Genomic DNA, 19,225 nt, shown 5'->3' on the forward strand with positions numbered 1-19,225 from the left:
CTAATATACTTTTTATTATAAGTAGTTTGATGATTTTGTAAAAATAATAAAATTTTACAGGGAAATCTATTATATTTCTTTCAAAATTTTATAAACCAGATGGGTGGGAAGGCCCATAATCGTATAAAAACTGCCGTTTATCTTATTGATTTTTGCCATTCCGAACCATTCCTGGATCCCGTAGCTTCCTGCCTTGTCAAAAGGTTTGTAATGCTGAATGTAATATTCGATCTCATCATCTGTAATGGTATTGAATTCCACATCGGCAACATCAGTCTGCGTAATGGTTTGATCTGAAGTTTTAATGGTAATCCCGGTATATACCTGATGGGTTCTTCCGGAAAGAAGGCTAAGCATTTTCCTGGCATCGTCCTCATCTTCCGGCTTCCCCAAAAACTGGTTATCAATGGCTACGACGGTATCTGCCGTTAACAGGACTTCACCCTCTTCCAGTTTACGGAAAGCATTCGATTTTAATTCAGATAAATAAGCTGCAGACTCGCCTGCTGTAATATGCCCGGGAACAATCTCTTCACAATCGATCTTCACCACTTCAAATTCAAAACCTAAGCTGGACAAAAGTTCTTTCCTCCTGGGAGACTGTGAGGCTAATAATAGTTTCATTTTCAATAATTAAACAGATTGGGTATTGTCATCATGCCAGTTTCCCTGAACTTTCATGACCTGTTCGATAACATCGCGCACAGCCCCGCTTCCCCCCTTTTTCGGTGAAATATAGGTGGCAATTGCTTTGATTTCCGGAACCGCATTCTCCGGACAGGCTGCAACAGCAGAGTTTTTCATAATATGCAGATCAGGAATATCATCTCCCATCGTTAAAATTTCAGCATTCGTAAGATTATGTTTTGCTTTAAAATCTTCAAAATCAATCATCTTATCGGGGGATTTCGGATAATAGTCCTCAATGCCGAGATAATTGATCCTGTGCTTTACCATTTCATCATTTCCTCCGGTAATAACTCCGATTAAATAATTGTTTTTCAAAGCTTTTACCACAGCATATCCGTCCAGGACATTCATTACCCGGCACATATTCCCGCCGGGAAGAAGATAAACGCTCCCGTCAGTAAAAACGCCGTCAACATCAAATACAAATGCTTTTATATCTTTTAATTTCTCTTTATAACTCATACATTTTCTGAATAGAATGATTCATTGTTTTATAAATATCCAGACTTTCATCCTTCAGCAGTTGCTCATGCAATTCCAGGATTCTTTTGTCGTTTCTTACGGCAGGACCGGTTTGTGCGGATTTCGGTTCAATCTCATGAATTTTCTGAACGGTTTCGTCGATCAGCGGTAAAAAATAATCAAACGGGATTTCCTGGGCATCTGAAATTTCTTTTGCTCTTGAAAAAAGATGGTTGACAAAATTGCAGGCAAACACTGCGGTAAGATGAATGTATTTCCTTTTTTCATAAGTGCTTTCCATTACATTTCTGGAAATGGCGGAAGCAATATCAGATAATGTTTTCATATCCTCTCTGTTTTCAGCCTCAATAAAGAACGGAATTTGGTGATAATCCAGGGTCTTTAATTTTGAAAAGGTCTGTAAAGGATAAAGGCTTGATTTCCTGTATTTCCCCGCTAAAATATCGATCGGAAGTGACCCTGACGTATGGGCTACGAGACAGTTTTTTTCAGTAATGAGCCGGGAAACCTCTCCTACAGACTCATCACTCACACAAATGATATAAATATCCGATTCATTTAGTTTTTTAGTTGAAAATGGAATGTGTAATTCCTCAGAAATGCTTTTTAATTGCTCTTCATTCCTGCCAAAAATCTGAGCCACAGGGATAGCATTGAGAACAAAAGCTTTAGCGAAATGATACGCTACGTTTCCGGAACCGATGATTACAGTTTGCATTAAGCAAAGATAGGGTTTTCATGCCAGTTTTAAAAGGAAGTTAAATAAGCCGGTATGAAAATTATTTATGTTTGCTAATAGGCATCAGGCCACAGATAATTTACAGGTTTGATGTATGGAATAGTATTTTGAACGGTATATACAATATTTAATACCCACTGTAATTGATCAACCTTTCACGGATAAACTGGACAGGAGAATTTATTTTTAATCATTTGGGCATAGTCATAGGACGAAGAACAGGATATTTCTTATATTTAACTCAGATATTGGACTAAAAGTTGAATGTATAATTTAACTTTCAATTATTTTTGTAATCCAAAACAATGAAAGCATCTTATGAAGATTAAGGACGCGGAAATTATTTCGTTGATGCAAAACCCACGGACTCAGGAAAAAGGAGTCCGCGCCCTGATGGATGCTTATCAAAGCAGATTGTATTGGCACATAAGACGAATTATTGTGGATGGAGATCTTGCTCAGGATACTTTGCAGGAAACCTTCATTAAAGCTTATCAGAATTTTCATCAGTTTAAAAATGATAGCCAGCTTTATACTTGGCTGTACAGAATTGCAACCAATGAGGCATTACAGCAGATCAACAAGCTGAAAAGAATGCAGAAAACGGATGAAGATCCGGAATATTACATGCAGAACCTGATCGCCGATAATACGGAAGGGGATGCTGAAGAAATACAGATCCTGTTACAGAATGCCATACAAAGCCTGCCGGAAAAGCAGAAACTGGTATTTATGATGCGGTATTATGATGATCTGCCTTATGAAGAAATATCTAAAATTGTAGATATGTCAGTAGGCACGCTGAAAACGAATTATCATTATGCCAAACAAAAAATAGAAGAACATGTTAAAGAAAATTTCGAAAGATAATTTTTGAAAATAAGAAAATGAAAGATTTTGATATAGAAAACCTGGAGCGTAAAAACATTTACCGGACACCTGATTATTTGTTTGAAAATATTCAGGAGAAAGTGATGAGTGATCTGAAGGCCCGTAAAAAAGCCCCTGTATTCAGACTGAACTGGGTGTATGCAGCGGCGGCGTCACTGGCATTGATTTTTGGAGCGACTTTTGTTTTTAATTCATCCAATGAAACATCAGAAGGTTCCGAAAACTCTCAGAAAGGTTATGTTGCGAATAATAACCCGGAAAAAAAATCGGAAAGCCAGATCGCTTACGAAACATTGAAATCTGATTTAACTTCTGTGGAAAGTAATAATCAAACAATTGAAAGCGGACAGAGTAAAAAGTCTTTAGCAAGAGAAAATAAAACGGAAAAGGCCTCAACAGGTATAGAAGCCCAAACGGCAAAACCTGTTTCAAAAGAAAGTGAAGCTCAGATGAATGCATTCCTGGATTCCTTTTCGAATTCTGAAATTTCAGAATTGGCAAGTAATGCAACACAGGATGTTTATTTGGATTTATATAATTAAAGGATGATGAAAAAGATATTATTTACGCTTTTTATGTTGTATGCTTTTGGTCTGAATGCCCAGAAAACGGATTACGACTGGAAAAAGATGAATCCTAAGCAGAGAAAAGAAGTCATTAACAATCTTTCTCCTGAAGAGCGAAAGGTGCTTCTCAATACGTTCCGGAATAATATGGTGATGGATAACCTGGCTATAGATCCCGGTGATAAAGATGAATTTACGGATATTTATAATGAATATCTGGAAAGCCAGAAGCAGATCAAAAGCCAGTTTAATGCCAATTTCAATGCTGAAACACTGTCTGATGATGAAGCGAAAGCCAAACTGCAGCAGAGTTTTGAAGTGGGGCAGAAGCTGCTGGATAATAGAAAAAAATATGCTGATAGGATGCAGCAGATTATTCCTTGCCAGAAAGTTTTAAAGCTTTTTCAGTCTGAGGGGATGATGAGAGATAAAATGAATGAAAGAAAACCCCGGGGGAATGAGAATGCTGCGAAACCAAGGCAAAACCCATAATAGTTTATTTTTTTAATGTTGGACGACTCTTGCAATTTATTGTGAGAGTCGTTTAATTTAAATCTAATGCTTAGTTTTACGGGAAATTCTGATTATGAAAAAAATTATTTTCTTTTTACTGCTTTCAGCATCAATGACGGCACAGAAGGTGGAATTCATTAAACTAAGCCAGAGTATCAAAGACAGGTTTTCCCGGACGAAATCTCTTATGGTAATTGATAACAGGGCCGATAAAAATCCGGGAACGGTAACCTATAAAGGAGAGGCCGTCCAGATAAAGTTTACTGATGAGAATGTGAAAAATTATATAGAATCCTGGTTTGCAGGGGATAATAAAATCAGGGGAAATAATGATGTCACCTTATTGCTGGAAGAAATTACCATCAGTAATTTTAAAGAAACAGGTCTGGCAAAAGCGAAAGTTAAGGTGAGCAGTTTCATCAACAGGAACGGAAAGTATTATTTTATCAACCACTACAACAATACGCTGGATTTTAATTCCAAGGTTACGCCTAATATTCCAAAAGCTGTTTCTTCTGCAATTTCAACCATTTTTTCTACTTTAATTAATGATTCCTATGCTCATATTGCTTTGAGTACTCCGGTGCCTGAAGCTGAACTTAACAATTATGAATCCATTGTAAGTAACAATATTAAATATCTGAATGTGCCTGCGCTTACCGCCGGAGTTTACACGGATTTCAGATCGTTTTCCTTACAGAAGCCTCAGGAAGGATATTATGTCGATAAAAATAAGAAAGGCAGGGTGACAGGTATTAAAAACCGGGAAAACCTTATGGTTTCCGGAGAAGAAATATTCGGATATGTGGAAGACGGAAAAGCCTATCGTCTGACCCCTGTAGGTTTTCTGGAGATGGGAAAAGATGACAAAGGATATTATGTAGTGTCTTCAAGATTAGAATTATTCCCGCCGCAAAATAACAACGGCGCAATGGTAGGAGCGATGATGGGAGGAATGGTCGGTGCCCTGATCGGCGCAGCAGTCGATTCTTCAGGATCCAACAGAAGAAATTCTAATGCTGAGCTTTCCAATATTTATATCGATCCTCTTACGGGAGAATATACTTTTCAATAGTAAAGCTCACAATTATTTCTATCATCAGGATTTATATATTCCTAATTTTCACACGGACAATTAAGAATCAGATATTATCTCTCTTTTTCTTATCTTTGCCAATTACAAGGTTCTTAAATGAAAAACATACGAAATTTTTGCATAATCGCCCATATTGACCACGGTAAAAGTACGCTGGCAGACCGCCTGCTGGAATATACCAATACGGTAACCCAGAGAGAGCTGCAGTCTCAGACGCTGGATGATATGGATCTGGAAAAAGAACGCGGGATCACGATAAAATCCCACGCGATCCAGATGGATTATGAGCTTAATGGCGAAAAATATATTCTAAACCTGATCGATACACCGGGACATGTAGATTTTTCTTACGAAGTTTCCCGTTCGATTGCGGCCTGTGAAGGTGCACTTCTTATTGTAGATGCGGCACAAAGTATTCAGGCACAAACGATCAGTAATTTGTATCTGGCTTTAGAAAATGACCTGGAAATTATTCCTATTCTAAATAAAATTGACCTTCCGTCTGCGAATCCTGAAGAAGTTACCGACGAAATTATGGGACTTATTGGATGTAAATATGAAGATGTTCTTAGGGTTTCAGGAAAAACCGGTGAAGGTGTTCATGATTTGTTGGAACAGATCGTTGCAAGAATTCCTGCTCCTGTTGGAGATCCGAAAGCGCCGCTTCAGGCTTTAATCTTTGATTCCGTCTACAATCCGTTCAGAGGAATTGAAGCATATTTTAAAGTCGTTAACGGAAGTATTTCTAAAAATGAGAAGATTAAGTTTTTCGCTACAGGAAAAGAATATGGTGCTGATGAAGTAGGAACTTTGAAACTAAAACAAGTTCCGAAGAAAACCATTGAATGTGGTGATGTAGGTTATATCATTTCCGGAATTAAGGATGCCCGCGAAGTAAAAGTGGGAGATACGATTACTTCTTTTGTGAATCCTGCTGAGGCTCCGATAGATGGTTTTGAAGAAGTGAAACCTATGGTTTTTGCCGGAATTTATCCGATAGAATCTGAGGATTTTGAAGAATTAAGATTCTCTTTAGAAAAATTAAGACTGAATGATGCTTCTCTGGTTTTCGAACCTGAAAGTTCTGCGGCTCTTGGTTTTGGTTTCCGATGCGGATTCTTAGGAATGCTTCACATGGAAATTGTTCAGGAACGACTTGAGAGAGAATTTGATATGAACGTGATTACAACAGTTCCCAACGTGTCATACCATGGATATTCCAAAAAAGATCCTGAAACTGCTATTCTAATTAATAACCCGTCTGAAATGATTGACCCCAATCTTTTAGACAGAGTGGAAGAACCATATATTAAAGCTTCTATTATTACAAAATCTGATTTCGTAGGAGCTGTAATGACGCTGTGTATTGAGAAAAGAGGTGAAATCGTCAACCAAAGTTATCTGACGGCAGACAGAGTTGAATTGACCTTCAATATGCCTTTGGCTGAGGTGGTTTTCGACTTTTATGACCGTTTAAAGTCTATTTCCAAAGGATATGCCTCATTTGATTATTCGCCAATCGGAATGCGTTCTTCTAAGTTGGTAAAAATGGATATCCTGATCAACGGAGATATGGTAGATGCTTTATCTTCATTGATCCACGACAGCAATGCCTACTATATCGGTAAGAAAATGTGTGAAAAACTCCGTGAGCTGATCCCGAGACAGCAGTTTGATATTGCGGTTCAGGCTGCGTTGGGAGCAAAAGTTATTGCGAGAGAAACCATCAAGGCATTAAGAAAAGACGTTACTGCAAAATGTTACGGAGGGGATATTTCCAGAAAGCGTAAACTTTTGGAAAAGCAGAAGGAAGGGAAGAAGAAAATGAAGCAGATCGGAAGGGTGGAAGTCCCTCAGTCGGCATTCATGGCTGTATTAAAGCTTAATGATTAAATATAAACCGCTTCACTGAAGCGGTTTTTTTATGTTTATGATCTGAATAATTTTTTAAATAAAATCTAAGTCGTAATTTTGTGTATTCACAACACAAATTAAGACAATGAAGCCTTCAAAGAAGTTACAGGATATAAAAGTAGCGGTAGACGCCGTAATTTTCGGATATTTTGATAAAAAGGATTTACAGATCCTGCTGATTAAGAGGAAAATTGATCCTTTCAAAGGAGGCTGGGCCCTTCCGGGAGGCCTGGTCCTGGATGATGAGAACCTGGATGATGCGGTTAGAAGAGAACTGCATGAAGAAGCAGGCATAGAACCTGATTTTTTGGAACAGCTGTATACCTTTGGCAATGTAGGCCGGGATCCCCGAAACCGGGTGGTTTCCGTAGCGTATCTGGGCCTTGTGAATCCTTCCTATCACGAACTGTTTGCCGATTCAGATGCCGCTGATGCCCAGTGGTTCAGTGTCAATCAGCTTCCCAAGCTGGCTTTTGATCACCAGTCTATTATTGATATTGCCTTAAAGAGGCTCCGCACGAAAATCCAGTACCAGCCGATCGGCTTTAATCTCCTTAATGAGGAATTCCCGTTTTCAGATCTTGAGAATCTCTACAAAACTATCATCGGACAGGAAATCGACCGGCGGAACTTCCGTAAGAAAATCATGAGTTACGGGCTTCTGAACGAAACGGCAAATCTTAAAAAAGAAGGCAGCGGAAGGCCCGGAAAACTGTTTACCTTCAATCAGGGAAAATATAAAGCGCTTGAAGAAGCAGGTTTCTATTTCGAGATCAAATAAATTTTTATTGCTGTAAATCAATACTTTAATTTTATTAGCGTAAAATAAACACAAATATATTTGGAGTGTAAAATTATATTCTTTTAAATTTGTGTAAAAATAACGCAATAATGAAATATACAGTAAAAGATATCATTGAACGGTTCCAGCATAAAGAAAAATTACCGTTTCTTTTCTTTTGGGGGCATACCGTAAAAGATGAAGTAACAAAAGCCTGCTTCAGCCAGTGGTTTCCCGCTGCGTTTAAAGAAAAAGGAATCATATACAAAACGGCAGAACACTACATGATGGCGGGAAAAGCAGAATTATTTGATGACCATGAAACTCTAAAGGAAATATTAAATTCGGAAACTCCTAATCAGGTAAAAAGCCTGGGAAGAAAAGTCAGGAATTTCGATCCTCAGATTTGGGACAGGCACAAATATGAAATCGTAAGACAGGGAAACTTTCTGAAGTTCTCACAGCATCAGCCTTTAAAAGCTTTTCTTCTGTCAACGGATAATAAGATTTTGGTAGAGGCCAGTCCTTGTGATACCGTTTGGGGAATCGGAATGACTGAAACGGATCCAAGGGCAGAAAATCCATTGCAGTGGAATGGTGAGAATCTTTTAGGCTTTGCATTAATGGAAGCCAGGGATGAATTGAAGGGATAAAAACGATCATCAAACACAAAATTATTCATTATGGAAAAGACAGAACTGCATCCGCAAATCTTTCCGATCGAAGATTTATCTGTTAAGGCACGAAGGAAAACACTGATCAGTGGATTGAAGTATGTTTTGAGAACAGATGTCATGTACCGTAAAGTATAATTTATTAAACCAGGTGCAGAATTATGTCCTTTTCAATTAGCGTAAATATAACACAAATATTAATTTTAAAAACCTAAAGCTATGTTCGGTTTCAGACACATCAAATTCGATTCAATGACCTACGTGATTCATTTCAGCAATGGTAAAATCGTTAAAGAAGGAAGAGGATTATCTTTCTTTTATTTCGCACCGGATTCATCTATTGTTGCGATTCCGATGGGGAGCAATGACCTGCCGTTTATTTTTAATGAAAATACGCTGGATTACCAGACGGTAAGAATTCAGGGACAGATCAGTTATAAAATCACCGATCCGAAAGCACTTTCCAATACGCTGGACTTTACCGTAAATGAATCCGGGGTATATAAGAAAAATGATATGGAAAAGCTGAACCAGAGAATCATCAACCTGGCGCAGACCTCTACCTCTTCCTTTATCCATGAGCTGAGTTTAAAAGATGCGATCCGTTCTGCAAAGCAGATTGAAGCCAATATCATGGAAGGACTGATGAATTCAGAAGCTGTGAAAACCATGGGCATCGAAATTATGGGAGCCAGTATCCTGGCGGTTCAGACCACGCCTGAGATGGCAAGGGCGCTGGAAACCGAAACGAGGGAAAAGCTACAGCAGCAGGCTGATGAAGCGATTTATGAAAGAAGGAATTTTGCGGTGGAGCAGGAAAGAAAAATAAAAGAATCCGAACTGAATACCGAAATTGCCGTAGAGGAAAAACAAAAGCAGATCGAGGAGAAAAGGATGGAAACCGAAGTGCAGCAGGAAGAAAACAACAGGATCCTGAGAGAAATGAAGCTGGCAGCTGACATTTCTGTTGAAAGCCAGAGAAAGCAGCTGATCCAACAGAAAACTGAAAACGACAGGAAAGAAGCGGAAACCCAAGGATACGTTCTGGAAACTTCTCTGAAACCGTACAAGGAAATGGACTGGAAGATACTGAATGCTTTGAGCGGAAAGCAGGATGCAAAAAACAACATAGCTTTAGCCTTCAGGGAACTTGCGGAAAATGCAGGAAAAATAGGTCACCTTAATATCAGTCCTGACCTACTGGAAACTATTCTGAAACACTAAAGCAGAAAAAAGAAAAGGAAACGATCAGTATATTTGAATTCAAAAAAGTATGAGTCATGAAAATAGAGTATGCCATCATCATTAAAAATAAAACCAGGCTTGAATCTCTGACAGAAAGGTTTAACACCAAAGCACAGGCTCAGTTTTATATTGAAAGCTCGGGAGGGAATTTTCAGGAATATGTAGAAGAGCATGAACAGTTTTACCGTTCATTCCTGGAGATTCAGACCAGACTTTCCAAAGTCATTAAAAATAAATTAATCGAAAGAGAGTTTGTGCCGTCTTATATTTTTTCTGATAACCATCTGATTGTTGTCATCGGGCAGGACGGATTGGTGGCCAACGTCGCCAAATATTCCAAAAATATCCCGATGATCGCCATTAATCCTGATGAAGAAAGATATGATGGCGTATTGCTTCCCTTCACAGTAAAAAATTTTATGAACGGAGTAAATTCCGTTATTAACGAAGATTTTAGTTCAAAGAAGATGAGGTTTGCCGAAGCAGTACTGAATGACAGACAAAAACTATTAGCCGTGAATGACCTGTTCATCGGGATTTCCTCCCATGCTTCGGCAAGATATAAGATTATGCTGAACGGAAAAGAGGAAACTCACTCTTCCAGCGGGATTATTGTCTCTACAAAAACCGGAAGCACAGGATGGCTGAGTTCTATTTTTAATATGGCCTACGGGATTTCAGGCATAGCTGATCCCGGATATCCGGATCTGAATGAAGAAGACCTGTATTTTGCAGTGAGGGAGCCTTTTAAAAGTATCCGGACACAAACCGGCATCTGTGGCGGCATGCTGAAAAAAGGCAGTACGCTGGTTATAGAATCGTTAATGCCGAATAATGGTTTTATATTCAGTGACGGAATTGAACAGGATTTCCTGCAGTTTAACAGCGGCGCTACGGCAGAAATAAGGCTTTCAGAAGAAGAAGCGGTTTTGGTAATATAAAAAATAAAAAAAATGAAGACGATAACATATTTAAAAAGTGATGCAACAAACCCCCAAATCGTGGGGAATAAAATCGTTGCCCATCTCTGCAATGATATCGGAGGCTGGGGAAAAGGTTTCGTTTTAGCCATTTCGAAAAGATGGAAAGAACCGGAAGATGATTATAGACAATGGTTCAGCAGTAAAGAAAACTTTGAGCTTGGACAGATTCGAATGGTTAGGGTAGAGAATGACCTATGGGTCTGCAATATGATTGGCCAGCATAAAACGATTACGGATTCTAAAGGAATTCCTCCTATCCGGTATGAGGCTGTCGAAAAGTGCCTGGAGAAACTTTCAGATGAAGCTTTAAAAATGGGTGCAGGTATTCATATGCCAAGGATCGGCTGCGGTCTGGCAGGAGGGAAGTGGGAAGAGATTGAGCCCATCATCGAAAGGACCTTACTCAGCAATGATGTAGAAGTATACGTTTATGATTTTAACTAAAAATTAAATTGAACCATGAAAACGATAAAACTATACAGACCTGTAGGTGAAAAGGAAATGATGCTGATTATCGCAAGCCACTACAGAAAATTTCCTCCGAGACTTGAATGGCAGCCCATTTTCTATCCTGTCCTGGATGAAGGCTACGCTTCCGAAATTGCCGAAAAATGGAACACCCGTGATGAAGCGGGAAATTATCTCGGCTTCGTAACCAGATTTGAAGTATCGGAAGATGAAACAGATAAATATCAGGTGCAGAATGTCGGAGCAAGAAATCATAATGAACTGTGGGTTCCTTCAGAAGAACTGGAGGCTTTCAATCAGGCCATTGTGGGAAATATTGAAGTGATCAAAGTATTCATAGGGAAAGAATTTAAAGAACCTGCCAGTACGGAGATAGAACATTTTATTATTAAACAATAAAAATTAACGATGACCAATAAAGGAATGGCAAAAGATACTTTGGAAATTTTAGCCAAAAAATATTACATAAACGATCATAAAGAGAGAATCAGCATAAAAAGTGAAATGGAAATCTGTACTAAAGAAACCGATTTATTTTCATCCGAAGAATTATCGGAAATGATAGAAAATCCGCTTCCGGAAATCAATTTCGAAACAAAATTTGAAGTCTGGAGATGCAGTTCGGTAAAAGCAATTTTACAATTATCTGAAGAAGAGAACCAGGAAAAAAAAATGTGCCTGAATTTTGCATCGGCAAAAAATCCGGGCGGTGGTTTTATGAACGGCGCGGAAGCACAGGAAGAAAGCCTGGCAAGGACTTCGGGACTGTACGAATCATTGCTTAAAGGCTGGACGTATTATGAAACCCACCGGGCAATGAAGTCCTGCTTCTACACCGATACGATGATTTACAGCCCGAAAGTTCCGGTTTTCAGGAAAGACAAAGGAGAACTGCTGCGAAAACCTGTTTTATGTAACTTCATCACTTCTCCCGCAGTGAATGCAGGGGTCGTAAAACGTCAGGAACTGGAGAGAATTCATGAAATTTTTGGAGCGATGGATGTAAGAGCTGATAAAATGCTGGCATTGGCTTTACATCAGGGAAATGAAACCTTGATATTGGGAGCCTGGGATGCGGCGTTTTTAAAAATGACCCGAATGAAATTGCTGAACTGTTTAAAAAGCATCTTCATGGAAAGTATAAAAATAAATTTAAAAGAGTGGTTTTTGCAATTTTGACAAAAAAGGAGGAAATGATAAAGCCGTTTGAAGAAATAAAATGCAACTCAAATTAAAAAAATATAAAGAACAACTACAGGATTGGCCACAGCAAGGGCGTCATATCATGGCTCAATATGATGATGAGAAAATCGTTGTCTATCAGTCTTACCGGAAAGAAATTAGCGAATTTGCCGTTAAAAATCAATATTTTGGCGGCGCTTTCAGTCTGGAAAGAATGACATGGATCAAACCGAACTTTCTTTGGATGATGTACCGAAACAGATGGGGGACAAAAGAAGGTCAGGAATATGTTTTGGCAATTCATTTAAAAATGGAAGCCTTTAAAACATATCTGGGAAATGCCGTTTATTCTTCATACGATGACAAATTGGGAATTTCGAGGGAGGAATGGAAGGATCAGGTAAAGGAATCTTCTGTGAGGCTGCAATGGGATCCGGATCATGATCCTTTTGGAGGAAAATCAGAGAGAAGGGCAATTCAGGTAGGTTTGAGAAATGATTTCATTACATCTTTTGCTCAAAATGATATTATTTCAATTGATGATATTTCAGATTTTGTGAAAGAGCAACATCAGTTTGTATTGAATAGTGATCTGGACCATCTGATGCTGCCTGAAGAAAAACCGTTGCTGTTTGACGATGAAGGTTTAAATAAAAAGTTAATGCTAAATAAATAATGGAAGACAAACTCTTACTTGCTTCAAAATCGCTTACAGGAATTTCCATTGGTGATGCTTTCGGAGAAAGCTTTTTCGGTGAAGAAAAGCTGATCAAAAATTATATTCATCAGCAGCTGATTCCGGACGGTTCTTTAGATTTTACAGATGATACTATTATGGCGATTGCCGTTTTTAAATCTTTGGAAAGATTTGGGGAAATCGACCAGATATTTTTGGCAGAAGAGTTTACAAAGAACTATTATTTAGATATCAACAGAGGATACGGACCTTCAATGCATTCATATTTTAGGGCTATAAAAGATGGGGAAAACTGGAAAGAAGTTTCTTATTCAAAATTTGAAGGGCAAGGCTCAATGGGCAATGGCGGAGCAATGAGGGCTTCAGTAATCGGAGCCTATTTTTATGATGATTGGGATAAGCTTAAACTTAATGCAGAACTTTCCTGTGAAGTGACCCATGCCAATAAAGAAGCGATCGAAGGCACGAAAGCCATTGCACTGGCTGCAGCATTAGCCGTTCAGGAGAATTTAGGAACTGCAAAATTTCATCAGGAAGATTTTATTAAGAAGATCCAACATGAGTTAAAGGATTCTGATATGAAAAGCAAATTGAACAAAGCCTTATATTTAGATGGAAATCCAAGTATTGAATTATTAGTCAAAACTCTGGGAAACGGAATTGAAATGACTGCTCAGGATACGGTTCCAATAGTGATCTGGATGCTTTCAAGATATAGAGACAATTTTGAAGAATGTATTTGGAATACCGTTTCAGCTCTAGGCGACAGGGATACTACCTGTGCAATGGCAGGAGGAATAAGTATTTTATGCAGTGATAAAAATTCAATTTTAGATTGGACAAGAAATGTAGAAAACTGGAAAAAAAGTAAATTTTATGAACATTGAATTGATCAAAGGTGACATCACCAAAATAAAAGCAGATGCAATCGTGAATGCAGCCAATTCAGCATTACTTGGCGGAGGCGGCGTTGATGGTGCCATCCATCACGCAGGAGGCCCGCGGATTCTGGAAGAATGCAGGGAAATCAGGAATAAACAGGGGAAATGCAGCACCGGAGAAGCAGTCGTAACAACAGCCGGAAATCTTCCGTTAAAATATGTAATTCACACCGTGGGTCCGGTTTGGAATAATGATAAAGAAAAGTGCTCAGCATTATTAGCAAACTGCTATAAAAATTCTTTAGCGTTGGCTGAAAGCCTTGGGGTCAATACAATTGCTTTTCCCAATATCAGTACAGGAGTTTATGGGTTTCCGAAAGAACTTGCCGGGAAAATTGCGGTCGATGAGGTAAAAAACTTCAGATCAGACGTCATACAAAAAGTTATTTTTGTCTGTTTTGATGATGAAAATGAAAATATTTATAAAAGGCTATTAGAATAACACAATGAAAAAGCTAACCATACTAAGCGGTGCCGGAATCAGCGCCGAAAGCGGAATACAAACCTTCAGGGACGGAAACGGGCTCTGGGAAAACCATAATGTAACGGATGTAGCCAGTCCGGAAGGCTGGAGAAGAGACCGGGAACTGGTTCTTGAATTTTACAACCAAAGACGCCGCCAGCTTCATGACGTGGAACCGAACGATGCTCACCAACTCATTGCAGGGTTAGAAAAACATTTCGAAGTTCAAATTATCACTCAAAACATCGATGATTTACATGAAAGGGCGGGATCTTCAAATATCCTCCACCTTCACGGGGAACTGTTCAAATCATGTTCCTGCAATAATAAAAGCCTGATTTACGAACAGAAAGAGGATATTAAGATCGGGGATAAAGCAGAAGACGGCGCCCAGCTGCGGCCTTTTATTGTATGGTTCGGGGAAGAGGTTCCGCTGATGAAAGAAGCGGCGAAACAGGCTAAGGAAGCCGATATTTTTCTGGTGATCGGAACTTCTCTGCAGGTGTACCCGGCAGCAGGATTGATCCATGATATCAAAGATGACTGTCTTCTCATTGTCATCAACCCGAATGAAACCGGCTTCGGCTATGGCCAGAGAGCCGTCGTCATGAAAGAGACCGCCACACAGGGAATGAAATTGCTGTTTGATAAACTGGTCAATCTCGCATAATGGAAAATGCAGTAAAAGCCGGAATATTCGGCGTTTGTATCGGTGATGCCTTGGGTGTGCCGGTAGAATTCAAAAAAAGGGAAGACCTGAAAAAAGCTCCGGTCACAAAAATGCTGGAATACCTGTCTTGGAATCAACCAAAAGGAACGTGGAGCGATGACAGCTCATTAACACTTTGTCTTGCCGACGAATTAACGAAAGGCTATGATCTGGAAAAAATCGGGCAAAGTTTTGTAAAATGGAATAAATATGGACACTGGACAGCTCACGGAAGGCTTTTTGATATTGGCGGAACAACAAGACATTCTATTGCAAGACTGATTAAAGGTGAAAGTGCAAAATTTTCAGGAAATATTTTTGAGGAAGATAATGGGAATGGTTCTTTGATGAGGATCCTTCCCCTGGCTTTTTATCTTAAAGATGAAGAAGATATTGAGAAAATTTATCAGACCGTAAAAGAAGTTTCGGCCATTACACACGGGCATTTCCGTTCTGTTTTTGCCTGTTTCATCTACGTAATTTTTGCTGTTGAACTGATTAAAGGAAAAGATAAAACAGAAGCATACAATTATGTACAGGAAATATCTTTGGAATTTGCAGAAAATCAAGGCTTTAATCCAAATGAAATTATACTTTTTAAAAGAATCTTAAAAAATGATATTTCAATTTATCATGAAGATGAAATTAAAAGCAGTGGCTACGTTCTCCACAGTTTAGAAGCCTCGTTATGGTGTTTTCTAAATTCTGAAAGTTATGCCGAAGCGGTTTTAAAAGCCGTCAATTTAGGAGAAGATACCGATACCACCGGAGCCATTGCAGGCGGGCTTTCCGGAATATATTATGGTTTTGAAAATATTCCTGAAGAATGGATTTCTGAACTGGTGAGGAAAGAAGATATTGAAAATTTATGCGATAAATTAGAGAAGAAATTAATGAAATAAAACACCAACCCATGAATGAACAACAAAAGAAAAAGACGAGCAAATTCCTGAGTTATGTTCTCAGGCACCATCCCGAACTCATTGATTTGAATCTGGATGAGAACGGCTGGGCAAATGTTGAAGAGCTGATCACAAAATCCAAAAATGACTCTCAGGTTTTTACTTTTGAAGAGCTGGATGAAATAGTACAGACCAACAGTAAAAAAAGATTTGCTTTTAATGAAGATAAAACAAAGATCAGAGCCAGCCAGGGACATTCGATTGATATAAACCTGGCCTTAATTGCACAACAGCCACCGGAATTTCTTTATCACGGAACCGCTCAAAATAATGCAGCATCCATTTTAGAAAAAGGGATTGAAAAAAGAAGCCGGCAGCATGTTCATTTAAGCATCGATAAGGAAACTGCAACAAACGTTGGAATGCGTCATGGAAAGCCGATAATTCTCACCATAAGCACAGGAAAAATGTTTGAGGATGGAATAGAATTTTATTTATCAGAAAATGAAGTCTGGCTGACGGATTTTGTGCACCCTAAATATATTGTGGAGTAGATGATATGGGCAGAACATTGGCAATAGGGGATATCCATGGTGGATTTAAAGCATTGATACAGGTTTTGGAAAAAGCCGGAGTTACTGAAAAAGATACCCTGATTTTCCTCGGGGATTATGTGGATGGCTGGAGCGGGTCTTCCCGGGTTATTCAGTTTTTAATAGAACTTTCCGGCAGGCAGGAATGTATTTTCATCAAAGGAAACCACGATGCCTGGTGTGAAGACTGGCTGTGTTTCGGAAGAAGCGAAAACGTATGGCTTTCCAACGGCGGCAAAAGTACCGTTAACAGTTATTCGGATTATGATCCGGAAGATCTGGACCGGCATCTTGAATTTTTTCAGAATCTGAAAAATTATTATGTGGATGAGTACAACCGCCTGTTTATTCACGCGGGATATTCCTCTATGCATGGTCCGGAAAAAGAAGTCTATACCAGTAATTACCGCTGGGACAGAACCCTTTGGGAAACAGCCGTTGCCATGGATCGAAAATTATCTAAAAACTCAGCACTTTATCCGAAACGCCTGCTTCTGTACAGCGAAATATTCGTCGGTCACACACCAACCTTATATCTGGGAAGCACAAAACCGGTTCATAAAGCCAATGTCTGGAACCTGGATACCGGTGCCGCTTTTACCGGAGTGCTGTCCATAATGGATATTAATACCAAAGAATACTGGCAAAGTGATCCGCTGCCTTTTTTATACCCTAATGAAAACGGTAGAAACCGGATTGAATAGAAAAACAGCAGCATTTTATCATTCTGACAAAAGAAGAATCTCAAAAATGAGTAATCGGTTCTTTGCTCAACACCTGAACTATATTTGCAGACCTTCAGTCTGTGTTTCCAGTAAAGATAGGAAGCAATGATTAAATAAATTCACCATTTCGCAGTTTTATAAAAACGGAGTAATTTTAAAGTCTGAAATATCATGTCCATGAAACTGAACGCTCTCTTATGTACTTTTATATCCTGTTGGTGTTTTGCCCAGGCTCAATTTAAGACGCCTTTCGAAAAAGGGAATCGCAATCAGACGGTTACCTATGAAGAAATGAATGCCTATTATCAGGATTTAGCCAGAAACTTCAGCACCATTCAATACCTGAAAAAAGGGGAGGATGACAACGGAAAACCGATCTTTGTGGTGATATACAATCCCTTTCCGGAAAAAGATCCGGACCGGTTAAGAAAAGAAAAAGCGGTTCTGTTGATCAATAACGGGATTCATCCCGGCGAACCTGACGGGATTGATGCTACCATGATGCTGATGAGAGATCTGGCAACGAAGAAAATCAAAACGCCGCAGAATTTTATCGTTGCAGCTATTTCAGCCTATAACGTAAGCGGAATACTGAACAGAGGATCGTTTTCCAGAGCCAATCAGAACGGACCTGAGCAGTACGGTTTCAGAGGAAATGCCCGGAACTATGATCTGAACAGGGATTTTATTAAAGCGGACACTAAAAATGCAAGAAGTTTTCAGGAGATCTATCAATGGCTGAAGCCGGATGTTTTTATTGATAATCATGTAAGCAACGGCGCAGACTATCAGTACACTTTTACCTACATTTCTACATTCAAGGAACGGCTGGGAAATGTACTGGGAACTTATTTCTATAAGGATTTCCAGTCTGAAAATCTTGAAGGTTTAAAAACGGCCGGGTACGAAAGTACACCATATGTGAATATCCACGGTGATGTTCCGGAGATCGGGTTTGCCGCTTTTGAAGATTCCCCGAGATATTCTACAGGGTACGCTTCCCTGTTTAATACTTTGGCTACCATGCCGGAGACCCATATGCTGAAATCTTATGATAAAAGAGTAGATGCAACCTATCAGTACATGCGGGTCAATCTTGAGAATTTAGATAAGGAATATAAAAAAATAAAACGGCTCAGGATTGAAAACCTCAGACAATACCTGCCCGGAAAACAGTACGGAATCCGCTGGAAAATAGATTCAACGAAATATACAACGATGGATTTTAAAGGCTATGAAGGAAAATATAAGCCGAGCGAAATTTCCGGAAAGCCGAGATTGTATTATGACCGGAATAAGCCTTTTACCAAAAAAATAAAACTGTTTACTACGGCAGTTGCTACAGGATATGTCACCATTCCTGAATATTATATAATTCCCTGGTCACAGTACCGCATTATTGAAGAGTTAAAAAGAAATGGGATCCGGATGAAACCGCTTCTACGTGACAGCACGGTAACAGTAGAGTCCTATGTCATTAATGACTTTAAAACGGTTAAAAATCCTTATGAAGGCCATTATCTTCATTATGAAACTACGGTTGATGCGTCCAGTCAAAGCAAGACTTTCTCAGCTGGGGATTATCTTGTCCATGTTAATCAGGAGGGTGCAAAATACATTATTGAAACACTGGAACCGGCAGCCCTGGATTCTTTTTTCAACTGGAATTTCTTTGACGGTATTTTATCGCAGAAAGAATATTATTCAGCTTATATTTTTGAAGATACGGCTGCGGAATTATTGAGAAAAGATAAAGATTTAAAACAGAGATTTGAAGCTAAAAAAGCTGATGATCTGCAGTTTAATGATGACGGGGAAGCCCAACTGGACTGGATTTACAGAAACTCTCCCTATTTTGAAAAAGATACATTCAGGCAGTATCCGGTATACAGGATTTTATAAGTTTTTTATTTTATTCTTTGTTTAATAACAATACCAATCATTGAGTAATAAGAAAGACGTCTCTTTAG

Annotated in this window: 24 protein-coding genes; 21 read left to right on the forward strand and 3 right to left on the reverse strand. The window is 39.0% G+C overall.

From position 1 onward, the window contains the following. Positions 1–69 precede the first annotated feature (69 nt). The 3 genes from H561_RS0112320 to H561_RS0112330 are packed head-to-tail and all read right to left on the reverse strand — an operon-like array spanning position 70 to position 1,891. Positions 70–624: a Maf family protein gene (locus H561_RS0112320; RefSeq protein ID WP_027387296.1), complete on the reverse strand. Its 555-nt coding sequence runs from the start codon at positions 622–624 to the stop codon at positions 70–72. 9 nt (positions 625–633) lie between these two features. Then, a complete protein-coding gene (locus H561_RS0112325) occupies positions 634–1,152 on the reverse strand; it encodes a KdsC family phosphatase (RefSeq protein WP_027387297.1) in 519 nt (172 codons plus the stop codon). Then, entirely contained in the window at positions 1,142–1,891 is a 750-nt protein-coding gene (locus H561_RS0112330; RefSeq protein ID WP_027387298.1) for a Rossmann-like and DUF2520 domain-containing protein, read from the reverse strand. Before H561_RS0112330 ends, H561_RS0112325 begins: the two co-directional genes overlap by 11 nt. A 339-nt stretch (positions 1,892–2,230) precedes the next feature. On the opposite strand from H561_RS0112330, the gene H561_RS0112335 reads away from it, so the two are divergent. The 21 genes from H561_RS0112335 to H561_RS0112430 all read left to right on the forward strand — a co-directional run bounded on the left by H561_RS0112335 (position 2,231) and on the right by H561_RS0112430 (position 19,157). Beyond that, the gene (locus H561_RS0112335; RefSeq protein WP_027387299.1) at positions 2,231–2,782 is read left to right on the forward strand and encodes an RNA polymerase sigma factor; all 552 of its coding nucleotides are present in this window, start codon (positions 2,231–2,233) and stop codon (positions 2,780–2,782) included. A gap of 17 nt (positions 2,783–2,799) precedes the next feature. Continuing rightward, the gene (locus tag H561_RS0112340) at positions 2,800–3,345 is read left to right on the forward strand and encodes a hypothetical protein (protein WP_027387300.1); all 546 of its coding nucleotides are present in this window, start codon (positions 2,800–2,802) and stop codon (positions 3,343–3,345) included. Positions 3,346–3,351: 6 nt separating this feature from the next. Further along, positions 3,352–3,861, forward strand: coding sequence for a hypothetical protein (locus H561_RS0112345; RefSeq protein ID WP_027387301.1), 510 nt, complete (start codon positions 3,352–3,354; stop codon positions 3,859–3,861). Between the two features lie 94 nt (positions 3,862–3,955). Further along, the gene (locus H561_RS0112350) at positions 3,956–4,957 is read left to right on the forward strand and encodes a glycine zipper family protein (RefSeq protein WP_027387302.1); all 1,002 of its coding nucleotides are present in this window, start codon (positions 3,956–3,958) and stop codon (positions 4,955–4,957) included. A 117-nt stretch (positions 4,958–5,074) separates the two neighbouring features. Continuing rightward, positions 5,075–6,871 carry a translation elongation factor 4 gene (gene lepA, locus H561_RS0112355; protein WP_027387303.1) on the forward strand — a complete coding sequence of 599 codons (1,797 nt, stop codon included), beginning with the start codon at positions 5,075–5,077 and terminating at the stop codon, positions 6,869–6,871. 106 nt (positions 6,872–6,977) lie between these two features. Continuing rightward, positions 6,978–7,673 (forward strand): NUDIX hydrolase, encoded by a 696-nt coding sequence (locus H561_RS0112360; protein ID WP_027387304.1) that lies wholly within the window; start codon positions 6,978–6,980, stop codon positions 7,671–7,673. Positions 7,674–7,783: 110 nt separating this feature from the next. Continuing rightward, positions 7,784–8,326 carry an NADAR family protein gene (locus H561_RS0112365; protein ID WP_034762130.1) on the forward strand — a complete coding sequence of 181 codons (543 nt, stop codon included), beginning with the start codon at positions 7,784–7,786 and terminating at the stop codon, positions 8,324–8,326. 30 nt (positions 8,327–8,356) lie between these two features. Beyond that, a complete protein-coding gene (locus H561_RS24385; protein ID WP_262486241.1) occupies positions 8,357–8,485 on the forward strand; it encodes a hypothetical protein in 129 nt (42 codons plus the stop codon). A gap of 81 nt (positions 8,486–8,566) precedes the next feature. Then, positions 8,567–9,571, forward strand: coding sequence for an SPFH domain-containing protein (locus H561_RS0112370; protein ID WP_027387306.1), 1,005 nt, complete (start codon positions 8,567–8,569; stop codon positions 9,569–9,571). A 56-nt stretch (positions 9,572–9,627) separates the two neighbouring features. Beyond that, positions 9,628–10,533, forward strand: coding sequence for an NAD(+)/NADH kinase (locus H561_RS0112375; protein WP_027387307.1), 906 nt, complete (start codon positions 9,628–9,630; stop codon positions 10,531–10,533). Between the two features lie 12 nt (positions 10,534–10,545). After that, the gene (locus tag H561_RS0112380) at positions 10,546–11,019 is read left to right on the forward strand and encodes a macro domain-containing protein (protein WP_027387308.1); all 474 of its coding nucleotides are present in this window, start codon (positions 10,546–10,548) and stop codon (positions 11,017–11,019) included. Between the two features lie 15 nt (positions 11,020–11,034). Continuing rightward, positions 11,035–11,442 (forward strand): hypothetical protein, encoded by a 408-nt coding sequence (locus H561_RS0112385; protein ID WP_027387309.1) that lies wholly within the window; start codon positions 11,035–11,037, stop codon positions 11,440–11,442. Positions 11,443–11,451: 9 nt separating this feature from the next. After that, positions 11,452–12,222, forward strand: a complete 771-nt coding sequence (locus tag H561_RS22425) for a TIGR02452 family protein (protein WP_228372266.1) — start codon at positions 11,452–11,454, stop codon at positions 12,220–12,222. A gap of 40 nt (positions 12,223–12,262) precedes the next feature. After that, positions 12,263–12,901, forward strand: coding sequence for a DUF4291 domain-containing protein (locus H561_RS0112395; protein WP_027387310.1), 639 nt, complete (start codon positions 12,263–12,265; stop codon positions 12,899–12,901). Next, positions 12,901–13,809, forward strand: coding sequence for an ADP-ribosylglycohydrolase family protein (locus H561_RS22430; RefSeq protein WP_051349368.1), 909 nt, complete (start codon positions 12,901–12,903; stop codon positions 13,807–13,809). The genes H561_RS0112395 and H561_RS22430 overlap by 1 nt, the downstream gene beginning before the upstream one ends. After that, on the forward strand, positions 13,799–14,305 hold the full coding sequence (locus tag H561_RS0112405; protein WP_027387311.1) for an O-acetyl-ADP-ribose deacetylase: 507 nt from the start codon (positions 13,799–13,801) through the stop codon (positions 14,303–14,305). The genes H561_RS22430 and H561_RS0112405 overlap by 11 nt, the downstream gene beginning before the upstream one ends. A gap of 4 nt (positions 14,306–14,309) precedes the next feature. Further along, a complete protein-coding gene (locus tag H561_RS0112410; protein ID WP_027387312.1) occupies positions 14,310–14,996 on the forward strand; it encodes an SIR2 family NAD-dependent protein deacylase in 687 nt (228 codons plus the stop codon). Further along, a complete protein-coding gene (locus H561_RS0112415) occupies positions 14,996–15,937 on the forward strand; it encodes an ADP-ribosylglycohydrolase family protein (RefSeq protein ID WP_027387313.1) in 942 nt (313 codons plus the stop codon). Before H561_RS0112410 ends, H561_RS0112415 begins: the two co-directional genes overlap by 1 nt. An 11-nt stretch (positions 15,938–15,948) precedes the next feature. After that, complete coding sequence (locus H561_RS0112420) at positions 15,949–16,491, forward strand: RNA 2'-phosphotransferase (RefSeq protein ID WP_027387314.1); 543 nt, start codon at positions 15,949–15,951, stop codon at positions 16,489–16,491. A 5-nt stretch (positions 16,492–16,496) separates the two neighbouring features. Beyond that, complete coding sequence (locus H561_RS0112425) at positions 16,497–17,234, forward strand: metallophosphoesterase family protein (RefSeq protein ID WP_027387315.1); 738 nt, start codon at positions 16,497–16,499, stop codon at positions 17,232–17,234. Positions 17,235–17,432: 198 nt separating this feature from the next. Beyond that, positions 17,433–19,157, forward strand: a complete 1,725-nt coding sequence (locus H561_RS0112430) for a M14 family metallopeptidase (RefSeq protein ID WP_027387316.1) — start codon at positions 17,433–17,435, stop codon at positions 19,155–19,157. The last annotated feature ends 68 nt before the right edge of the window (positions 19,158–19,225 follow it).

Source organism: Chryseobacterium gregarium DSM 19109 (assembly GCF_000430845.1).
In the GTDB taxonomy this organism is placed as follows: Bacteria; Bacteroidota; Bacteroidia; order Flavobacteriales; family Weeksellaceae; genus Chryseobacterium; species Chryseobacterium gregarium.

What these genes read in the sequence shown, in the direction of transcription:
- H561_RS0112320 (WP_027387296.1), bottom strand. Translation starts at nt 624, where the DNA reads ATGAAACTATTATTAGCCTCACAGTCTCCCAGGAGGAAAGAACTTTTG.
- H561_RS0112325 (WP_027387297.1), bottom strand. Translation starts at nt 1,152, where the DNA reads ATGAGTTATAAAGAGAAATTAAAAGATATAAAAGCATTTGTATTTGAT.
- H561_RS0112330 (WP_027387298.1), bottom strand. Translation starts at nt 1,891, where the DNA reads ATGCAAACTGTAATCATCGGTTCCGGAAACGTAGCGTATCATTTCGCT.
- H561_RS0112335 (WP_027387299.1), top strand. Translation starts at nt 2,231, where the DNA reads ATGAAGATTAAGGACGCGGAAATTATTTCGTTGATGCAAAACCCACGG.
- H561_RS0112340 (WP_027387300.1), top strand. Translation starts at nt 2,800, where the DNA reads ATGAAAGATTTTGATATAGAAAACCTGGAGCGTAAAAACATTTACCGG.
- H561_RS0112345 (WP_027387301.1), top strand. Translation starts at nt 3,352, where the DNA reads ATGAAAAAGATATTATTTACGCTTTTTATGTTGTATGCTTTTGGTCTG.
- H561_RS0112350 (WP_027387302.1), top strand. Translation starts at nt 3,956, where the DNA reads ATGAAAAAAATTATTTTCTTTTTACTGCTTTCAGCATCAATGACGGCA.
- lepA (WP_027387303.1), top strand. Translation starts at nt 5,075, where the DNA reads ATGAAAAACATACGAAATTTTTGCATAATCGCCCATATTGACCACGGT.
- H561_RS0112360 (WP_027387304.1), top strand. Translation starts at nt 6,978, where the DNA reads ATGAAGCCTTCAAAGAAGTTACAGGATATAAAAGTAGCGGTAGACGCC.
- H561_RS0112365 (WP_034762130.1), top strand. Translation starts at nt 7,784, where the DNA reads ATGAAATATACAGTAAAAGATATCATTGAACGGTTCCAGCATAAAGAA.
- H561_RS24385 (WP_262486241.1), top strand. Translation starts at nt 8,357, where the DNA reads ATGGAAAAGACAGAACTGCATCCGCAAATCTTTCCGATCGAAGATTTA.
- H561_RS0112370 (WP_027387306.1), top strand. Translation starts at nt 8,567, where the DNA reads ATGTTCGGTTTCAGACACATCAAATTCGATTCAATGACCTACGTGATT.
- H561_RS0112375 (WP_027387307.1), top strand. Translation starts at nt 9,628, where the DNA reads ATGAAAATAGAGTATGCCATCATCATTAAAAATAAAACCAGGCTTGAA.
- H561_RS0112380 (WP_027387308.1), top strand. Translation starts at nt 10,546, where the DNA reads ATGAAGACGATAACATATTTAAAAAGTGATGCAACAAACCCCCAAATC.
- H561_RS0112385 (WP_027387309.1), top strand. Translation starts at nt 11,035, where the DNA reads ATGAAAACGATAAAACTATACAGACCTGTAGGTGAAAAGGAAATGATG.
- H561_RS22425 (WP_228372266.1), top strand. Translation starts at nt 11,452, where the DNA reads ATGACCAATAAAGGAATGGCAAAAGATACTTTGGAAATTTTAGCCAAA.
- H561_RS0112395 (WP_027387310.1), top strand. Translation starts at nt 12,263, where the DNA reads ATGCAACTCAAATTAAAAAAATATAAAGAACAACTACAGGATTGGCCA.
- H561_RS22430 (WP_051349368.1), top strand. Translation starts at nt 12,901, where the DNA reads ATGGAAGACAAACTCTTACTTGCTTCAAAATCGCTTACAGGAATTTCC.
- H561_RS0112405 (WP_027387311.1), top strand. Translation starts at nt 13,799, where the DNA reads ATGAACATTGAATTGATCAAAGGTGACATCACCAAAATAAAAGCAGAT.
- H561_RS0112410 (WP_027387312.1), top strand. Translation starts at nt 14,310, where the DNA reads ATGAAAAAGCTAACCATACTAAGCGGTGCCGGAATCAGCGCCGAAAGC.
- H561_RS0112415 (WP_027387313.1), top strand. Translation starts at nt 14,996, where the DNA reads ATGGAAAATGCAGTAAAAGCCGGAATATTCGGCGTTTGTATCGGTGAT.
- H561_RS0112420 (WP_027387314.1), top strand. Translation starts at nt 15,949, where the DNA reads ATGAATGAACAACAAAAGAAAAAGACGAGCAAATTCCTGAGTTATGTT.
- H561_RS0112425 (WP_027387315.1), top strand. Translation starts at nt 16,497, where the DNA reads ATGGGCAGAACATTGGCAATAGGGGATATCCATGGTGGATTTAAAGCA.
- H561_RS0112430 (WP_027387316.1), top strand. Translation starts at nt 17,433, where the DNA reads ATGAAACTGAACGCTCTCTTATGTACTTTTATATCCTGTTGGTGTTTT.